Below are 17,107 nucleotides of genomic sequence, written 5' to 3'. Positions count from 1 at the left end.
GGTTTTGCCGCCTCGAGACCTCGATGCCTGAGCGCGTGCTGGTTGCCGGCTGCGGCGCGGTCGGCTCCGTGTTCGCGTGCCTTTTGGCCGAGCGCGGGCACATGGTCGACGTGCTCGGTCGTGGCCGCCATCTGATGGCGGTCGCGGCCGACGGCATCCGCGTGCAGGGGATCTGGGGCGAGCACCACGGACGTCCGGTCCGCAGCGTCGAGCAGGCGTCCGACCTGACCGGCACGTACGACGCGATCCTGGTGACCTGCAAGTCCTTTCAAACCTCCGCGCTGGTCCGGCAGCTCGGCGTCGGTCGCGTCCGCGACGACGGTGTCGCCATCTCACTCCAGAATGGGCTCGGAAACTGGGAAGTGATCGCGGCAACCTTCGGAAGCCGGCGGTCGCTCGCCGCCCGCGTCATCTTTGGTGCCGAGATCGCGGCGCCGGGGATGGTCAGCGTGACGGTCGAAGCCGAGCCGGTGCTGGTCGGACATCCCTCCGAAACCCAGCCTCAGGCCGCGGCATGGGCGGGAATCTTCTCGCGCGCCGGAATCGCTTCGAGGCCCACCGATTCGATCCTGGCCGCGCTTTGGGGAAAAGTCTTCTACAACGCGGCGCTCAATCCGATGGGCGCGCTTCTCGGCCTGCGCTACGGCGAGCTGGCGGAGGATCCACTGCGGCGGCGCGTGATGGACCGGGTGATCGAGGAAGCCTTTGCCGTGGCGGTCGCGCAAGGCGTGACCATGCCCTGGCGGGATGCGGGGGAATACAAGAGTCTATTCTACGAAAAGCTGGTGCCGGCGACGGCGCGGCATCGTTCGTCGATGCTGCAGGATCTCGAACGCGGCCGCACGACCGAGATCGATGCGATATGCGGCGAGGTCTGCCGGCGTGCCGACATGGCGGGGATCGACGTCCCGACCCACCGCCTGCTGCTGGCCCTGTTGCGGGGGCGCGCAGCAGCCTGAGCGTCGGCGTCGTCCGGCTCGTGTATGGCCTCGGTCACACAACGTCGAAATCTCCAACGACGACTTCATTCGAACGCGCGTATGGGTATCATTGCGGCGGCTGGCCGCTTGCTGCCCTCACACGCCGGGAGCGAGGAGCAATATGCGGACACTGTTCCGAGAAACCATGGACGACATACGCGAGCATTCGCGCGAGGAGTATCCCGACGAGTGCTGTGGCGTCGTCGTCGTGCTGCCGGACGGCGAACAGAAGGTAATGCGCGTACGGAACGTGCAAAACGAGATGCACGCCAAGGACCCGGTGCGGTACCCGCGGACCGCGCGCACCGCCTATGCCGGCCACCCCGCCGACCTGCGCGCGGCTCTGGACGCCGCCGACGCGCCGGGCGCCGAGCTGCTCGCCTTCTACCACTCCCATCCCGATCACGAGGCGTATTTTTCCGAGGAGGACACGGCGCAGGCCACGCCCTTTGGCGAGCCCTCCTACCCCGACGCAATCCAGATCGTCGTTTCCGTCTACGACCGGCAGGTCCGCCGCATCAAGGCGTTCGTCTGGTCGCCGCAGAGCGGAGCCTACGTGGAAACGGAGCTGGACGAGCAGGAGCGGCCGGCATGGACGTGAGGGTTGGCGCCCTGAACGTGCATTATGAGCTCACGGGTCCGGCCGCAGCGCCGGTCGTCACGTTCGTTCATGGGCTGGCAGCCTCGCTGGACATCTGGTCCGGCGCGGCCGAGCGCCTCGCCGACCGGTTCCGCGTGCTCCGGTACGACCTGCGCTCGCACGGGACCACCAGCGCATGCACCGATGCCTGCTCCCGCCATGATCTGGCGCGCGACCTGATCGGCCTGCTCGACGCGCTCGACATCAGCCGGTCCGCGCTCGTCGGCCACTCGGCCGGCGGTGCCATCGCGCAACAGACGGCAGTCGATTTTCCCGAGCGCGTAACGGCCCTCGGCCTGGTCGGCACCGCCAGCGAGTGCAACGACAAGACGTCGGCCTGGTACGGACGGTGCGTCGAGCTGGCCAGGAGCGAAGGCGGCGCTGCGGTCATGAAGGCGATGGGAATGAAGCCCGAGCGTGGCCCGATTCCCGACGGTGCCGGCATGGCGCCCGTCATCGAAGCGATGCGCACGCTGAACACGGATCCGCTGACCGCACCGCTGCGCGAGCTGCGCATTCCGGCGCTCGTCATCGTCGGCGAAAAGGATTTTCTGGGCGTGGGCGGGTCGGTGATTCTCAGCCGTGCCCTGGCCGGCGCCGAGCTCGAGATCGTGCCAGGCCGCGGACACGGCATCTATCTGGAAGATCCGGACTGGTTCTCCGACCGTCTGGCGCGTTTTCTTCTCCAGCACCTCGACCGTGCGTGACCAGGAGGCCGTCGGTGACGCATGCCTGATGGGATCTGCAGTGTTTGCCGGCAAAGGCGGCCGGTGTGTGTCAACCGGAAGACGGGACGGAAGGTTTGTCGTACCTGCTACCGGCGGTTGCACTACCGCGACCCGTCCACCCATGAAGAATGCGACGATTGCGGCCAGACTCGCGCCGTCGCCGCCCGTCTGAAGAACGGCGGCGCTCTCTGCGGTACCTGCCTTGCCCGAAAGCGGCGCCGGGATGCGTCCTGCCACGAGCTGTGCTCGCAGTGTGGCCGCCTCGGCGTGGTCGGCACGCGCGACGACCGCGGCGTGCCGGTGTGCGCTCGATGCTGTCGCATGCAGCGCTACTACGACGCCAGCAAGCACGAGCGCTGTCAGAGCTGCGGGCGGCGTGGTGCAGTGGCCGAGCGCACGGCAGCGGGCAAGGCCATTTGCGGGCGATGCTACCAGCGCAAGCGCAACCGCGACGCATCGACGTTCGAGCCGTGCTCGCGGTGCAGAAAGCTGGGGCCGGTGGTGGTGCGCACTGCCACCGGCAAGGCGGTCTGCGCGGCCTGCTACTCGCGGGCGCTGGCGCCCTGCTCGGTGTGCTCGCGCCGGCGGCGGCCGGCCAAGCGCACGCCGTCCGGCAAGCCGATCTGCGCGGCGTGCCTGACCGACCGTGCGCGGTCCAGCGCGGCCAGTCGCGCGCGGGCGACCAGGACAACGGGCAACGGCGACCAGCGCCGCCCCAGCCGCTGAGCTCAGCCGCCTGAGCGCCGGCCGCGCAGCGCCGCGCGTGCGTCATCCGGGCGGCAAACGATACGGACGATCGATGAGGAGATGGACGCGCGATGGGGAGGTGCACGCGCGCGTCGGCGCGGTCGGCGCCTAGGGCGTCATCTGCCTGCCGAGCAGCGTGTGGGAAGTCGCCGCCTCCACCGCCACCTGCACGAGGTCGCCGACGGCCGCGCCGGCGTCGGCGGGTTCGAACACCACGCGCCGGAACTGCGGGTTGCGGCCGGACAGCCAGCCTTCCTGGCGGCGTGCCGGCTTCTCCACCAGCACCTCGGTGACGCTGCCGATCAGTGCCTGGTGAACGCGCAACGCCCGCGTCTGCTGCTCGGCGATGAGCCGCTCGAGCCGTCGCCCCTTCTCCTGCTCGGAAACGGTCTCTTCCAGCTTGAAGGCGCGCGTCCCTTCGCGTGCCGAGTACTTGAAGAGGAACGCGTGGTCGAAGCCGATGCTCTCCATCAACGCCGAGGTGCGCTCGAAATCCTCGTCGGTCTCCCCGGGATAGCCCACGATGATGTCGGTCGAGAGGGCGACGCCCGGCATCGCCTCGCGCAGGCGTGCGACCAGATCGACGTACTGCGCCACGGTGTGGCCGCGCTGCATGGCCTCCAGAATGCGATCGGATCCGCTCTGGAGCGGCAGATGCACGTACGGGCAGAGCTTGTTGCAATCACGCATCGCCGCGATCGAGGCCTCGTCGAAGTCGGCCGGATGCGGCGACGTAAAGCGGATGCGCTCGATGCCCTCGACCTCGCACGCCATCCTCAGCAGCTCGCCGAAGCCGACGTTGCCGTGGCGGTACGCGTTCACGGTCTGACCGAGCAGCACCACCTCGCGAAATCCCTGATGCGCGATGCGGCGCAGCTCCTCGATCAGGACGGCGGCAGGCAGGCTGCGCTCGCGTCCGCGCACCAGCGGCACCACGCAGAACGTACAGAAGCGATCGCAGCCGCGCATGATCGTCAGCCACGCGCGCACGCCGCCGCTGCGCATCGGAACGAGGTCCTCGTAGGTCTCGCGACGGTCGAGCTGGACCGCCGCCACCGGCTCATCGGCGTCCAGCAGATCGGGCAGGCGCCTGTAGCCGTCGGGTCCGACCACGAAGTCCAGGCCCGGAATCGCCTCGAGCAGGCGGTCGCGGTGATGCTGAGCCATGCAGCCCGCAAGCCCCACGCGCACGCGCCGCCCGTGCCGCTCGGCAATGAGCTGGCGCACGCGCTGCGCCACGCGCTCCTCGGCGTGCTCCCGGATCGCGCAGGTATTGAGCAGGATGACGTCCGCCTCGTCGGCCGAGCGCACCGCGCGATATCCGCGAGCGGCCAGCGAGCCGAGGATGAGCTCGCTGTCGGCGACGTTCATCTGGCAGCCGTAGGTCTCCACATACAGGGCGCGGCCAGGCGCCGCGGAGTGCGCGGCCGTGGGTGCGGCGATCGAGGCCATCGGCTCGATATAGCGGGAACTTGGTGCGGAACAAGGGTGGTCGGCCGTGGCCGCGCGCGGCGACGGCCGTTGACCGGCGCGGTCGTTGTGGGATGAAGAGGCCATGGGCGAGCACCATCAAGGCGACCGGCGCGTCGTCCGCTGCGCCATCGTCACGGTCTCCGACACGCGCACCGTCGAGACCGACACCTCCGGCGCCGAAGTGCGACGCCGCCTCGAAGATGCCGGCCATGCCGTCGTCGACTACCGGATCGTGCCCGATGAGCCGGCGGTGGTACGCGATGTCGTCGTCGAACTGTGCGGCCGCGGTGACGTCGATGCCGTGATGATCAACGGCGGTACGGGCATCGGCGCGCGCGACAGCACCTACGAGGCGATCGAGGGAGTCCTCGGCAAACGCATCGACGGTTTCGGCGAGTTGTTCCGAATGCTCAGCTTCGACGAGATCGGAGCGGCCGCGATGATCTCGCGAGCGGTCGCCGGCCTGGTCGGCAGCACCTGCGTGTTTTCGATGCCCGGCTCGACTCCCGCATGCCGTCTCGCGATGGAGAAGCTCATCGTTCCGCAGCTCGGCCATGCGGTGGCGCTGGCGCGCGGCCCGTCGGCCGCAGGCGGTTGAGCGCGGTGCCGTGAAGCTGCGAGTGCTCTATTTCGGCATCGTGCGCGAGCGGCTCGGCAGGCGGGTCGAAGATGTCGAATGCGACGCCGGCTCGACCGTGGGTGACCTGCTGGGGCTCCTGGCATCGCGGCACGACATCTTCGCGTTGGGTGCCGGCTCCATCCGCGTCGCGGTCAATCGCGAGTACGTCGATCCCGCCCACGCCCTGGCCGATTCCGACGAGGTCGCCATCATTCCGCCGGTTGCCGGCGGCGCGAGGTAGCAGGTGTTCGCCATCGTCGATCATCCCATCTCCATCGAGCAGCTCTGCGAGCGCGTCGGCGATCCGGCGGCCGGCGCCATCGCCACTTTCCTCGGCACCACGCGCCAGACCAATCGCGGGCGGCGCGTCCTCAAACTCGAATACGAGGCGTATGCGGAGATGGCCGTGAGCGAGTTCGAGAAGATCGCCGCCGCGGCGCGCGCGCGGTGGAACCTGACGAGCATCGCGATCGTGCATCGCGTCGGCGAGGTTCCGCTGGGGCAGGCGAGCGTCGGCATCGCCGTATCGGCCCCTCACCGCCGGGAGGCCATCGAGGCATGCCACTACTGCATCGACAGCCTGAAGATGGTGGCCCCGATCTGGAAAAAAGAGCATTTCGAGGGCGGCGAGGTCTGGATCGGCTCGCTCGCCGATTGCGATCACGAAGATGGGGAGGCCGACGCTGGCTGCTCCCCATCGACGCACCGCCACGACTGATGCGGCACAAGCCGCCTGTCCGGCCGCGCTCCTTCGTCTTGACACCTGCAGCATAGTCGCCCCATCGTCGAAGATCGGGACGTGCGCGCTGCATCGCTGCGGCGCCAAGGAGCATCGAGATGAAACGCGAGGCCGGAGCAGGAAGGTTGCCACGTCTGATCGTGGTGTTGTGCACGACGCTGCTGGCCGCGGCTGGAGCAGGCTGCGACGGCAACGTCGGCGCCGGAACCGAGACGGGCGAAGAGGCCACGACGCTCGGCTCGCCACACAGCGAAGCCCACGACGAGTGGAACGAAGAGCCGCCGGTCGCCGAGAGCGGCGACCGCCAGGATCCGCCCGCGTACGACCAGGTCTCCGCCAGCGACCAGGCTTCCGGCAACGAGCCCTACGAATACGATGACGCCGGCGCGGAGCCGGCGCAGACCGAAACCATCTTCAAGGCCGACCGGCTCGAGCAGATGGTGGCGCCGATCGCGCTGTATCCCGATTCGCTGATGATGCAGATCCTGGTGGCTGCGACTTATCCGACCGAGGTCGTCCTTGCCGATCAGTGGGTCAAGGAAAACCGCGAGCTCACCGGCGAGAAGCTCGACGAGGCGCTGGCCGAGCAGAACTGGGACGAGAGCGTCAAGGCGCTGGTGCGGCTGCCGGACGTGCTCTCGCGCCTGGCCAACAACCTGGACTGGACGCGCGACCTCGGCGACGCGTTCCTCGCGCAGAAGGACGACGTACTCAACGCCATCCAGGTCATGCGCAATCGCGCATGCGACCTGGGCAACCTCAAGACGACGGCGGAGCAGAAGGTCGTGCGCGAACCGTATCAGCCGCCGGCGGACGCGCCGGCGCCACCGAGCGATGCGGGAGCCACGATGCCGCCGGTCGGCGAAGGCGTCGCAGCCCCGGCCGTGCATCAGCGCTACGAGGTCCCGCCGCCGGACCAGGTCGTGCGCATCCTTCCAGCAGACCCGGCCGTGGTGCACGTTCCGATTTACAGCCCGCGCCTGGTCTACGGTCCACCGCCGCCTACGTTGTTCTATCCGGCGCTGTTCGCTCCCGCGCCCGGCTACGTCGCCACCGCCGCGATCAGCTTCGGCGTTGGCCTGAGCATTGGCGCGTTCCTGTGGACGGATGTGGACTGGACGTACCGCCGCGTGCTGGTGAGGCGTTATCCGCGTCACTACCGTCCGCGGGTCGGCATGTTCGTCGATGCCGACGTGCCGCTGGTGCCGTGGCGGCACAGTTACCGCCATCGCCGCGGCGTGTCCTATCGCACGGCCACGATCGCGCGGCGCTACTCGGTCGTCTCTCGCCCTGCCGCCGGCAACATCCGTGACGGCGGCGGTGCAGGTGTCTTCCTCGACCGCGACGTAAGAGACCGGAACGTGCGCGATCGGGACCGGGCGGTGCGCGAGCGCGGCAGCGACGGCCGCGGCGGCGGCAAGGAGCTGCGCGGCGGAAGCGACAAGGGCAGGGACGCGCACGGCGCCAGCCGCACGGGCCTTCGCGGCTCGGGTGACAAGGACGTGCGCGGCCCGGGCGACAAGGGCAAGGACGTGCGCGGCGCGGGCGACAAGGCCAAGGACGTGCGCGGCGGCAGCGCCAGATCGCGCGGCGGCGTTCAGGAACGCGACGACAAAGGCTCCTCCAAGAGCCAGGCGCGTGCAGGCAAGGTCGATGCCGACCGCAAAGGCGGCGCGGACAAATCGTCGAAGGGCGCAGGCTCGGCAAAGAAGCCCGCGGCGACGTCACGGGAAAAAGCGTCCCCGCCGAAGTCCGTCCGCGGCGGCAGCGCAAAGTCGCCGTCGAAGTCGGTTAAGCCGGCGAGCAAGCCCAGCAGCGGCAAGTCGGTGTCGAGCTCGCGCGGCAAGAGCGACAAGAGCGTGGCCACCCGCAGCAAGGGCGGCTCTGGCAGGCCTTCGGTGAGCGGAAAGAGCGGGGACCGTTCGCGCGGTCCATCGATCAGTGGCCGCAGCAAGGGCCCTGGCGGCTCCTCCATGCGCGGGTCCTCGTCCCAGAAGACCTCGCGCTCCTCGAGCGGCGACGGAAAGAGCTCGGGGCGCGGCGGCGGCGGCAAGCGTTGAGCCGGTCTCAGTCGTGCGGGATGGGCGGCTGTGGCGCGTCGCGGGCCCGCAGCCGCTCCAGGAAGTAGCAGAACAGGACGGCCTGCAGAGTCAGCAGGAAGATGCGGGCGACGATCGAGACCGGCAGGATCAGCTTCGGCCCGGCCAGCGGTGCCAGCAGCGGCATGGCCAGTCCCAGCACCGTGTAGGGCACCAGCTGCCAGCGGATGCCTTCGGTCAGGCGCGAGCTGGCGGTGAAAGGCCACAAGGCCGCGCCAAGCGGCGCCGCCCTCTGCAACTCCCAGAGCTGCGGCGGCAGGTCGGCGCGATGGAAGAGAATCACCAGGAAAGGAAAGAAGCTGAAGCGCACGAGCAGCGACACCAGGATGATCTGCTGCGTGAGCACGGCCAGAACCTGTGCCGGCTCGCCCGTGCCGAGCGCGAGCGCGACCGCGTCGTGGGCGAGCATGCCGACCACTTCGGTGCACAGGAATGCGAGCAGCACGCTGGCGAGAAAGGCCGGGATCCGGACCACGAGGTGGCGCAGCACCGGCCCCCAGGACACTTCACGGTGCTGTGCCTCGACGGCGAAAAGAAAGGGCGGGAGCATGAACGTCACCAGCGATGCCACCAGCCCGATCAGTGCCGGCAGCAGCCCTTGCGAGGTGGGCTCGCTCCCCACCGGAGGCAGGGCAACGATCGCGAGCGACAGCAGGAAGGAGATCGCGACCCACAGGACGAGGTCGCGACGCACCAGCGCCCAGCCGCGCCGCATGTCGCGCGGGAACACCTCCATCAGCCATTTGAGGAACACGAGGAGGCCTTAACCGCCGAGGTCGCCACGAGCAAATGCGCAAGAATCAGGCAATTGTTCCTGCAGTCTTGCGCGTGGTAGGTTCGCCGTCTCACGCATGTCCGCCATCCCCTTCACCGCGCGTCCCATCCACCGCCGAATCCCGTACGCCGCGTTGGCGATCGCGCTGATGGTTGCCGGCTGCAGCGCCGGCGCGAGAATGCAGCCCGGCTCCAGCGGGAAGATCGGCAAGACCCGATCCCCTCACCAGCTGGGCGGCGAATTCATCACCAAACCGTCGATCGCCGACAGCGACCGCGCCGCCGGCCACTTTCTGGCTGCGCTGATGGCGCGGTTCGAGGGCGACTACGAGGCTGCAACCCGCGAGACCGTGCGGGCGGTGTCGCTCGATCCCCGCCAGCCGCGCCTGCGCTTCGAGCTTGCGCAGCTGTACATCCGCGATGGCCAGCTGCGCCGCGCGCTCGAGCACGTGCAGGCGCTGGTCGCGCTGGAGCCGGCCGATCCCGAGCATCGCCTGCTCGCGGCGCGCCTGCTGCTCGCGCTGCAGAGCCATGAAGCCTCGATCGCGCAGTACGCGGCGGTGCTCGAGATGGAGCCCAACAACGAAGAGTCGCTGGTGATGCTCGGCGCGCTCTACAGCCGCGTCGGCAAGCCGCAGCAGGCGGTCGAGGTGCTCCAGCGTGCGACCGCGCTCAGCCCCGATTCGTTCATGGCCAATTTCGGTCTCGGCAAGGCGCTGGCGGCTTCGGGCAACTACGCGGATGCGCTGCGCTCGTTCCGCCACGCCGCGCGTCTCAATCCGTCGATCGCCGAGCTGCACCTGCACATGGGCTTCGTCTACGACCGCCTCGGTCTTCGCCGCAAGGCCGTCGAAAGCTTCAACAAGGCGATCGATTTCAACCCGGCGCTCGAGCCGGCGCGCGCCCAGATCGGCGCGCTTTCCGAAGACGATCCGGATCTTTCGGCGAAGCTGGCGCGCTACGAGAAGCTGGTCGACTTCGGCGAGGACCCGCTGGCCACGTGCGCCAAGATCGGTCTGATCTACTTCCAGCGCGGCGATTACCTTCGCGCCATCGACGATTTCAGCATCGTGCTGGGTGCCAAGCCCGGGGACGACGAGATCCGCTACTGGCTGGCGCTGGCCTACGACAAGGTCGGTGAGACCGAGGCGGCCGTTCGTGAGCTGTCGCAGATCTCTCCGGATGCAGCACGATACGTGGACGCGCGTCTGTTTCTCTCCAGCGTGCAGGAGGAGGAGAACGATCTTGCCGGCGCGACCGAGTCCGTGCGCCGCCTGCTCGAGAATGCGCCCGACAACGCCGACGGCCTGCGCCGCCTGATCGCGCTCTACCGCGCGCAGAAGCGTTACGACGAGGCCATCGCGGCGGCCCACCGCCTGGTGGCTTCGGATCCGAACAACGACATGTACCTGTACGGCCTGGCGTGGCTGTACGACGAGGCCGGCGACAAGGACAAATCGATCCAGCTGCTGCGCCGCGTGCTCGAGATCAATCCGCAGAATGCCGATGCGCTCAACCATCTCGGCTTCACCTACGCCGAGCGCGGCGAGAACCTCGACGAGGCCGAGCGTCTGATCAAGCGGGCGTTGCAGATGCATCCCAACAACGGCGCGGTCATCGACAGCCTGGCCTGGGTCTACTACCAGCGCGGCGACTACAAGGCCGCGGCCCGCGAGCTCGAAAAGGCCGCCGAGCTGGGCGGGCGTGACCCGGTGATCGTCGAGCATCTGGCCGATGCGTATCTGAAGCTGGGCCGCCGTGCCGATGCCGTTCGCGTCTATCGCGACGCCGAGGCGCGCAGCGAGGATCCGGAGCAGCGGGCGCGGCTGCAGCGTAAGATTCATGCGATTCAGACCAACAGCGGTGGCGCCGGCTCCGAAACGGCCGGCGGGGGGACCTAGACGAAGCGGCGCACCGGCGGCGCTGATCGTTGCCCTGTTGCTGTCTTCCTGTGCGCCGCTGGCGGCGCCGCAGCAGCGTTCCTTCGCCGACGCGCGAGCGCCCGAGCCGTGGCGCATTGCCGCTCGTATCTCCAAGCGTGACCACGATCTGGCCACGTTTCGCGGACAGGCGCGCCTGGACTACCAGGGCAGCAAGCAGCGCTTCCGTTCTTCCCAGGTGGTCGCGGTGCAGGCGCCGCAGAGCATTCGCATCGACGTCATGAATCCCTTTGGCGTCAGCTACACGGTAGCCACCGATGGTCGGCGGCTGGCAGCGTTCGATCGTCGCGAGAAGGTCTTCTACGAAGGCAGCGCGCACGCCGACAGCTTTCACCGCTTCACCGGCGTGCCGCTCGGCGCGGCCGAGCTTGCGGCGCTCATCCGCGGGCTTCCGCCCACGATCGGATCGGCGGACGGCACGGTCACCAAGGCGAACGACGGTTGGGAGTGGACGCGCCAGCTTCCCGGTGGTGCCACTCTCGACATGGTGGTGGACTTCGAGCACCTCGAGCCGCTGCGCCTGCGAATGCGCGGCGCCCCCGGCAGCCAGGACGTGGAGGCTGCCTTCGGCGACTATCGCGACGTGGCGGGTGTGCGCGTGCCGTTCTGGATCTACGTCACCTTCGCCGACGGCAGCAGCCTTACGCTGACGTACAAGTCGGTGCAGCGCGGCGTCGCGCTCCAGCCCGATGCCTTCGTGCTGGAGCGGCCGCCCAAGGCGCGCGTGGTCGACATCGATACGAGGCGCGGCGGTGGCTGAACGAACGTGGCTGGTGGCCGCGCTGCTGGCGCTGCTGTGCGCCGCGTGCGGCCAGCGCCAGGAGAGCGCTGCCGTGGTGCCCGAGCTCGACCCGTCCCAGGACGTGCCCGCGTATGGCGACGCCATCGTGCATGGCAGCATCGGCGACGGTTCGACGCTGATCCCCATGCTTTCCTCCGACAGCGCCTCCCACGAATACGCCGGCTACATCTTCGACGGCCTGCTGACGTACGACAAGACATTGAGCACCCTGGAGCCGCGCCTGGCCGAGCGGTGGGAGGTCTCGAGCGATGGGCTGCAGATCACGTTCCACCTTCGCAAGGACGTCAAATGGACGGACGGCGCGCCGTTCACGGCGCGCGACGTCGAGTTCGGGTTCCACACCATTCGCGATCCCGCCACGCTGACGTCCTATGCCGAAGACTACATGCAGGTGAAGAGCTTCGAGCTGCTGGACGATCACAGCTTCCGCGTCACCTACGAAAAGCCGTTCGCGCCCGCGCTGGCATCCTGGGGAAACATGGTGGTCCTGCCCCGCCATCTGCTCGAGGGGAAGAACATCAACGAAACCGATTTCGGCCAGAAGCCGGTCGGCCTCGGCTCGCACATGTTCGAATCGTGGGAGCGCAACACGCGTTTCACGCTGCGCGCCAATCCCGCCTACTATCGCGGCCGCGCTTACATCGAGCGCGTCGCCTTCCGCGTCATCCCCGATCAAGGCACGCAGTTCCTCGAGCTGAAGTCGGGCGGCATCGACATGATGGGGCTGGCCCCGCTGCAGTACTCGCGTCAGACCTCCACGCCGTTCTTCGACAAGTCCTTCCGCAAGTACCGCTACGTCTCCAACAGCTACACGTACCTCGGCTACAATCTGTCCAATCCGATGTTCGCCGACGTGCGCGTGCGCCGTGCCTTCACCTACGCCATTGACAAGCAGGAGATCGTCGACGTGGTGCTGTTCGGGCTGGGGCAGCCCGCCGACACCCCGTACCGTCCCGGCACGGTCTGGCTGAACGAGAACGTCGCCAAGTACGCGCACGATCCGGCGCGGGCGCGCGAGCTGCTGGCGCAGGCCGGATGGAAGGACAGCGACGGCGACGGCATCCTGGACAAGGACGGCAAGCCTTTCTCGTTCAAGATCATCACCAACCAGGGCAACGACCAGCGGCTGAAGACGGCGACGATCGTGCAGAGGCGCCTGCGCGAGATCGGCGTCGACGTGGGCGTGCGCGTGCTCGAATGGTCGTCGTTCATCAACGATTTCGTCGACAAGCGCCGCTTCGACGTGGTCATGCTCGGCTGGAGCCTGTCGCTGGACCCCGACCAGTACGACATCTGGCATTCGAGCAAGACGGGCGTCAAGCAGTTCAACTTCGTGGGTTACGCCAATGCGGAAGTGGACGAGCTGCTCGAGCGCGGGCGCCGCGTCTTCGACGAAGGCGAGCGCAAACGCATCTACGACCGCGTGCAGGACCTGCTGGCGGCCGACCAGCCCTACACGTTCCTGTACGTGCCCGATGCGCTGCCCATCGTCTCCGCCCGTTTCCGCGGGATCGAGGAGGCGCCTGGGGGCATCGAATGGAACTTCATCCGGTGGTACGTGCCGCGGCCCCTGCAACGCTACGCGGTGATGCAGTAGGACGATGCTCGTCTACGTCGCCAGACGCATCGCGGCCTTCGTTCCGCTCCTGATCGGCATCACGCTGGTGTCGTTCCTGGTCATGGAGATGGCGCCGGGCAACCCGGTCGATCTGATGACCGACATGAACCCGAAGGCAAGCCCGGAGGCGCGCGAGAAGCTCGAGAAGTATTACGGCCTCGACAAGCCGTTCTACGTTCAGTACGGGCTCTGGCTGGGCCGCATCGTGCAGGGCGATCTCGGCACGTCGTTTTCGCGCGATCGGCGCCCGGTCCTGGACAAGATCATGGAGGCGATCCCGATCACGCTGCTGATCAGCGCGATCGATTTGGTGCTGATCCTGGTCCTGGCCATTCCCATCGGCGTGTTCTCGGCGGCCAACCAGCACTCCTGGCTGGACCGCGCTACCACCGTCTTCGTCTTCATCGGCTTTGCCATGCCCGGCTTCTGGTTCGCGCTCCTCGGCATGATCCTGTTCGGCGAGACGCTGGGGTGGCTGCCGATCTCGGACCTGAAGTCGCTCGACTACGATTCCTACAGCGTTGGGGGCAAGATCCTCGACCGCATCCGACACCTCATCCTGCCGGTGGCCATCTCGACGCTGACCGGGCTGGCGGGCATGTCGCGCTACATGCGCTCGAGCATGCTCGAGGTGCTGCGCCAGGACTACATCCAGACCGCGCGCGCCAAGGGCCTGGACGAGAACGTCGTCATCTACCGGCACGCGCTGCGCAACGCGCTTCTGCCCGTGGTCACCATCATCGGCCTTTCCATACCCGGCCTCATCGGCGGCTCGGTCATCGCCGAGACGATCTTCGGCATCCCTGGAATGGGCCGCCTCTTCTTCACCGGTGTCATGTCGCGCGACTATCCCGTCGTCATGGGCATCACGCTGATCGGGGCCGTGCTGACGCTGCTCGGCAACCTTCTGGCCGACCTCATGTACCTTGCCGTCGATCCGCGCCTGAGGAGCCGGTGAGCGTGCTGGCGCGGCTGCGGCAGAACGGCCTGGCCTTCAGCGGCGGCATCGTCGTGGCGGCACTGTTCCTGGTCGCGCTGCTGGCGCCGTGGCTGGCGCCCTACGATCCGCACCACATCGACTCGCGCCACGTCCTGGACCCGCCCAGCGCCGCGCATTGGCTCGGCACCGACAGCCTCGGCCGCGACCTGCTCAGCCGCATGCTTTACGGCGCGCGCGTGTCGCTGCTGGTGGGCTTCGTCTCGGTCGGCATATCGACCGCCATCGGCGTCTCGCTGGGCGCAGTGGCCGGCTACTTCCGCGGCATCGTCGATGCCGTCATCATGCGCTTCGTGGATGTGATGCTGTGCTTCCCGACGTTCTTCCTCATCCTGGCGGTGATCGCGTACCTGGATGCGAGCATCTGGAACATCATGCTCGTGATCGGCCTGACCTCCTGGATGGGAGTGTGCCGTCTGGTGCGGGCCGAAGTGATGAGCCTGCGCGAGCGCGATTTCATGACCGCGGCGCAGGCCCTCGGCATGCCGCCCTCGCGCGTGATCCTTCGTCACGCGCTGCCCAACGCGATGGCGCCGGTATTCGTCACGGCCATTCTCGGCGTTGCCGGCGCGATCCTGCTCGAGAGCGCACTGTCTTTCCTCGGCATCGGCGTCCAGCCGCCCGATCCGAGCTGGGGCAACATCCTGACCGAGGGCAAGGACACCATCGGCGTGGCCTGGTGGCTGTCGGTGTGCCCGGGCCTGGCGATCCTGGTGACCGTGCTCGGCTACAACCTGCTCGGCGAAGGGCTGCGCGACGTTCTCGATCCGAGGCTCAAGGCGCGCTGATGAGCACGCTGCGACGCATTCGACGACCGGGCGAGGCCGTGCGATGACGCGCCTGCTCGACGTGCGCGGGCTGATCACCGCCTTCGACACCAGTGAAGGCACGGTGCGCGCCGTCGACGGCGTCGATTTCCACGTCGACGAGGGCGAGTCGGTCGCGCTGGTGGGCGAATCCGGCTGCGGCAAGAGCGTCACGGCTCTGTCGATCATGCGCCTGATCCAGCCTCCGTCCGGACGCATCGAGCGTGGACGGATCGAGCTTGCGGGGACCGATCTGCTGGCGCTGCCCGAGCCCGAGATGCGGCAGGTGCGCGGCGGCCAGATCGCGATGATCTTCCAGGAGCCGATGACGTCGCTCAATCCGGTGCTCACGGTGGGCTACCAGATCGCCGAGGCGGTGCAGATCCACCGCCGCCTGTCCTCTCGTCAGGCATGGGAAGAAGCGGTGCGCATGCTCGACCTGGTCGAGATTCCCGATCCTGCCGAACGCGCCCGTGCCTATCCGCATCAGCTCAGCGGCGGCATGCGCCAGCGCGTGATGATCGCGATGGCGCTCTCGTGCAGTCCGCGCCTGCTCATCGCCGACGAGCCGACCACTGCGCTGGACGTGACGATTCAGGCGCAGATCCTCGAGCTGCTCGACAGCCTGCGCGCGCGCCTGGGCATGGCGCTGCTGCTGATCACGCACGATCTGGGCGTCGTCGCCGAGCGCTGCTCGCGTGTGCTGGTCATGTACGCGGGACGTGTGGTCGAGGATGGACCCGTGGCCGAGGTCTTCGAGCGCGCCGATCATCCCTACACGCTGGGCCTGCTGCGCTCGGTGCCGCGCCTGGGCCGCACGCGCGGCCACCTGGCCACGATCCCCGGCGTCGTCCCGCGCCTGACCGCGCTTCCCTCGGGCTGCCGCTTCCGCGACCGCTGCCAGTTCGCGATCGACGACTGCGCGCGCATCGATCCGCCACTGGAGCCGGTGACGAGCGCGCGGCAGCGCGCGGCGTGCATCGTCTCGGCGCGCGATGGAGGGCTGCCGCAGTGAGCGTGGCGGGCGAGCGAGGAGACGCGGCAGGCCGGTCGCAGCCGCTGGTGCGTGCCGTCGGCCTGACCAAGGAGTTTCGCGTCGGCGGCATGTTCGGTGCGGCGCGTACCGTCAAGGCAGTGGCAGGCATCGACCTCGCCATCGACGCCGGCCGCACGCTCGGGATCGTCGGCGAGTCGGGCTGCGGCAAGTCGACGCTCGGCCGCCTCCTGCTCCGGCTTCTCGAGCCGACCTCGGGCCGCGTCGAGTTCGAGGGCGTCGATCTGTCGTCGCTGTCGCCGTCGCAGCTGCGCGCGATGCGCCGGCGCATGCAGATCGTGTTTCAGGACCCGTACGCTTCGCTCAACCCGCGCATGCGCATCGGCCGCATCGTCGGCGAGGGATTGGAGGTCCACGGTATCGCTCGCGGGCGTGACCTGCGCGATCGCGTCATCGAGCTGCTTGGGCGCGTCGGCCTCGGCGCCGACGCCTATTCGCGCTACCCGCACGAGTTCAGCGGCGGGCAGCGCCAGAGGATCGGCATCGCACGCGCGCTCGCGCTGTCGCCGCGCTTCATCGTCGCCGATGAGCCGGTCTCGGCGCTCGACGTTTCGGTGGGCGCGCAGATCCTCAACCTGCTGATGGATCTCCAGGAAGAGCGCGGCCTGGCATTCGCATTCATCTCGCACGACCTGCGCGTGGTCGAGCACGTCAGCCACGACGTGGCGGTGATGTATCTCGGCCGGATCGTCGAGCTGGCGCCGGCGGAGCGGATCTACGCGGCGCCGCAGCATCCGTACACGCAGGCGCTGCTTTCGGCGGTGCCGACCGTCGAAGGCGCTGCGCGAAAGCAGCGCATCGTGCTGGCCGGTGACGTGCCGAGCCCGGTGAACCCGCCGAGCGGCTGCCCGTTCCATCCGCGCTGCCCCGTGGCCGTGGCTCGCTGCCGCGTGGATGTGCCACCGCTGCTCGATCGTGGCGGCCATGCCACCGCGTGCCATCTTCTGGATCCGCCCGGGACGCTCGATCCGGCGTCTACTTGAGGCCTCGGCCGCCTGTTTTGACACACCTCCTCAGGCCCGGGATAAGCGTCGCTCACGTCAGCGGGGCGGGACCCGGCGCCGCGAGCTCGGCGAACGGATGTCGCTTGG

The 17,107-nt window shown here is 68.3% G+C and carries 17 protein-coding genes; 15 read left to right on the top strand and 2 right to left on the bottom strand.

Going from position 1 to position 17,107, the window contains the following annotated elements:
- Nucleotides 1-23: 23 nt before the first annotated feature.
- The 4 genes from VEC57_04015 to VEC57_04000 all read left to right on the top strand — a co-directional run bounded on the left by VEC57_04015 (nt 24) and on the right by VEC57_04000 (nt 3,074).
- The gene (locus VEC57_04015) at nt 24-959 is read left to right on the top strand and encodes a 2-dehydropantoate 2-reductase (protein ID HYB98280.1); all 936 of its coding nucleotides are present in this window, start codon (nt 24-26) and stop codon (nt 957-959) included.
- A gap of 142 nt (nt 960-1,101) precedes the next feature.
- A complete protein-coding gene (locus VEC57_04010; GenBank protein HYB98279.1) occupies nt 1,102-1,581 on the top strand; it encodes a Mov34/MPN/PAD-1 family protein in 480 nt (159 codons plus the stop codon).
- Nucleotides 1,572-2,327, top strand: a complete 756-nt coding sequence (locus VEC57_04005) for an alpha/beta hydrolase (GenBank protein ID HYB98278.1) — start codon at nt 1,572-1,574, stop codon at nt 2,325-2,327. Before VEC57_04010 ends, VEC57_04005 begins: the two co-directional genes overlap by 10 nt.
- A 342-nt stretch (nt 2,328-2,669) precedes the next feature.
- Nucleotides 2,670-3,074 carry a hypothetical protein gene (locus VEC57_04000; protein ID HYB98277.1) on the top strand — a complete coding sequence of 135 codons (405 nt, stop codon included), beginning with the start codon at nt 2,670-2,672 and terminating at the stop codon, nt 3,072-3,074.
- A gap of 129 nt (nt 3,075-3,203) precedes the next feature.
- Here the strand turns inward: VEC57_04000 and miaB are convergent, their stop codons facing one another.
- Nucleotides 3,204-4,547: a tRNA (N6-isopentenyl adenosine(37)-C2)-methylthiotransferase MiaB gene (gene miaB, locus VEC57_03995; protein HYB98276.1), complete on the bottom strand. Its 1,344-nt coding sequence runs from the start codon at nt 4,545-4,547 to the stop codon at nt 3,204-3,206.
- A gap of 103 nt (nt 4,548-4,650) precedes the next feature.
- On the opposite strand from miaB, the gene VEC57_03990 reads away from it, so the two are divergent.
- The 4 genes from VEC57_03990 (at nt 4,651) to VEC57_03975 (ending at nt 7,986) form a co-directional block, all read left to right on the top strand.
- A complete protein-coding gene (locus VEC57_03990) occupies nt 4,651-5,166 on the top strand; it encodes a molybdenum cofactor biosynthesis protein B (protein HYB98275.1) in 516 nt (171 codons plus the stop codon).
- Nucleotides 5,167-5,176: 10 nt separating this feature from the next.
- Nucleotides 5,177-5,428, top strand: a complete 252-nt coding sequence (gene moaD, locus VEC57_03985; protein ID HYB98274.1) for a molybdopterin converting factor subunit 1 — start codon at nt 5,177-5,179, stop codon at nt 5,426-5,428.
- 3 nt (nt 5,429-5,431) lie between these two features.
- The gene (locus tag VEC57_03980) at nt 5,432-5,905 is read left to right on the top strand and encodes a molybdenum cofactor biosynthesis protein MoaE (GenBank protein HYB98273.1); all 474 of its coding nucleotides are present in this window, start codon (nt 5,432-5,434) and stop codon (nt 5,903-5,905) included.
- A 119-nt stretch (nt 5,906-6,024) separates the two neighbouring features.
- Entirely contained in the window at nt 6,025-7,986 is a 1,962-nt protein-coding gene (locus tag VEC57_03975; protein HYB98272.1) for a DUF3300 domain-containing protein, read from the top strand.
- Between the two features lie 7 nt (nt 7,987-7,993).
- Here the strand turns inward: VEC57_03975 and VEC57_03970 are convergent, their stop codons facing one another.
- On the bottom strand, nt 7,994-8,779 hold the full coding sequence (locus VEC57_03970; GenBank protein HYB98271.1) for a hypothetical protein: 786 nt from the start codon (nt 8,777-8,779) through the stop codon (nt 7,994-7,996).
- Between the two features lie 97 nt (nt 8,780-8,876).
- Here VEC57_03970 and VEC57_03965 point away from each other — a divergent pair, with 97 nt between their 5' ends.
- From VEC57_03965 to VEC57_03935, 7 genes are read left to right on the top strand one after another with little or no spacing between them, the layout of a single operon-like run.
- Nucleotides 8,877-10,700, top strand: a complete 1,824-nt coding sequence (locus tag VEC57_03965; GenBank protein HYB98270.1) for a tetratricopeptide repeat protein — start codon at nt 8,877-8,879, stop codon at nt 10,698-10,700.
- A 37-nt stretch (nt 10,701-10,737) separates the two neighbouring features.
- Nucleotides 10,738-11,499 carry a DUF4292 domain-containing protein gene (locus VEC57_03960; GenBank protein HYB98269.1) on the top strand — a complete coding sequence of 254 codons (762 nt, stop codon included), beginning with the start codon at nt 10,738-10,740 and terminating at the stop codon, nt 11,497-11,499.
- A complete protein-coding gene (locus VEC57_03955; protein HYB98268.1) occupies nt 11,492-13,138 on the top strand; it encodes a peptide-binding protein in 1,647 nt (548 codons plus the stop codon). The genes VEC57_03960 and VEC57_03955 overlap by 8 nt, the downstream gene beginning before the upstream one ends.
- A 4-nt stretch (nt 13,139-13,142) precedes the next feature.
- Nucleotides 13,143-14,117 carry an ABC transporter permease gene (locus VEC57_03950; GenBank protein HYB98267.1) on the top strand — a complete coding sequence of 325 codons (975 nt, stop codon included), beginning with the start codon at nt 13,143-13,145 and terminating at the stop codon, nt 14,115-14,117.
- On the top strand, nt 14,114-14,944 hold the full coding sequence (locus tag VEC57_03945) for an ABC transporter permease (protein ID HYB98266.1): 831 nt from the start codon (nt 14,114-14,116) through the stop codon (nt 14,942-14,944). The genes VEC57_03950 and VEC57_03945 overlap by 4 nt, the downstream gene beginning before the upstream one ends.
- 43 nt (nt 14,945-14,987) lie before the next feature.
- On the top strand, nt 14,988-15,977 hold the full coding sequence (locus tag VEC57_03940; GenBank protein ID HYB98265.1) for an ABC transporter ATP-binding protein: 990 nt from the start codon (nt 14,988-14,990) through the stop codon (nt 15,975-15,977).
- Nucleotides 15,974-16,999 carry a dipeptide ABC transporter ATP-binding protein gene (locus VEC57_03935; protein ID HYB98264.1) on the top strand — a complete coding sequence of 342 codons (1,026 nt, stop codon included), beginning with the start codon at nt 15,974-15,976 and terminating at the stop codon, nt 16,997-16,999. The genes VEC57_03940 and VEC57_03935 overlap by 4 nt, the downstream gene beginning before the upstream one ends.
- The last annotated feature ends 108 nt before the right edge of the window (nt 17,000-17,107 follow it).

Source organism: Candidatus Limnocylindrales bacterium (assembly GCA_035626395.1).
Classification (GTDB): Bacteria; Desulfobacterota; Binatia; order UBA1149; family CAITLU01; genus DASPNH01.
The sequence above is the reverse complement of the archived record's forward strand: the minus strand, read 5'-3'. Positions and strand labels throughout refer to the sequence as shown.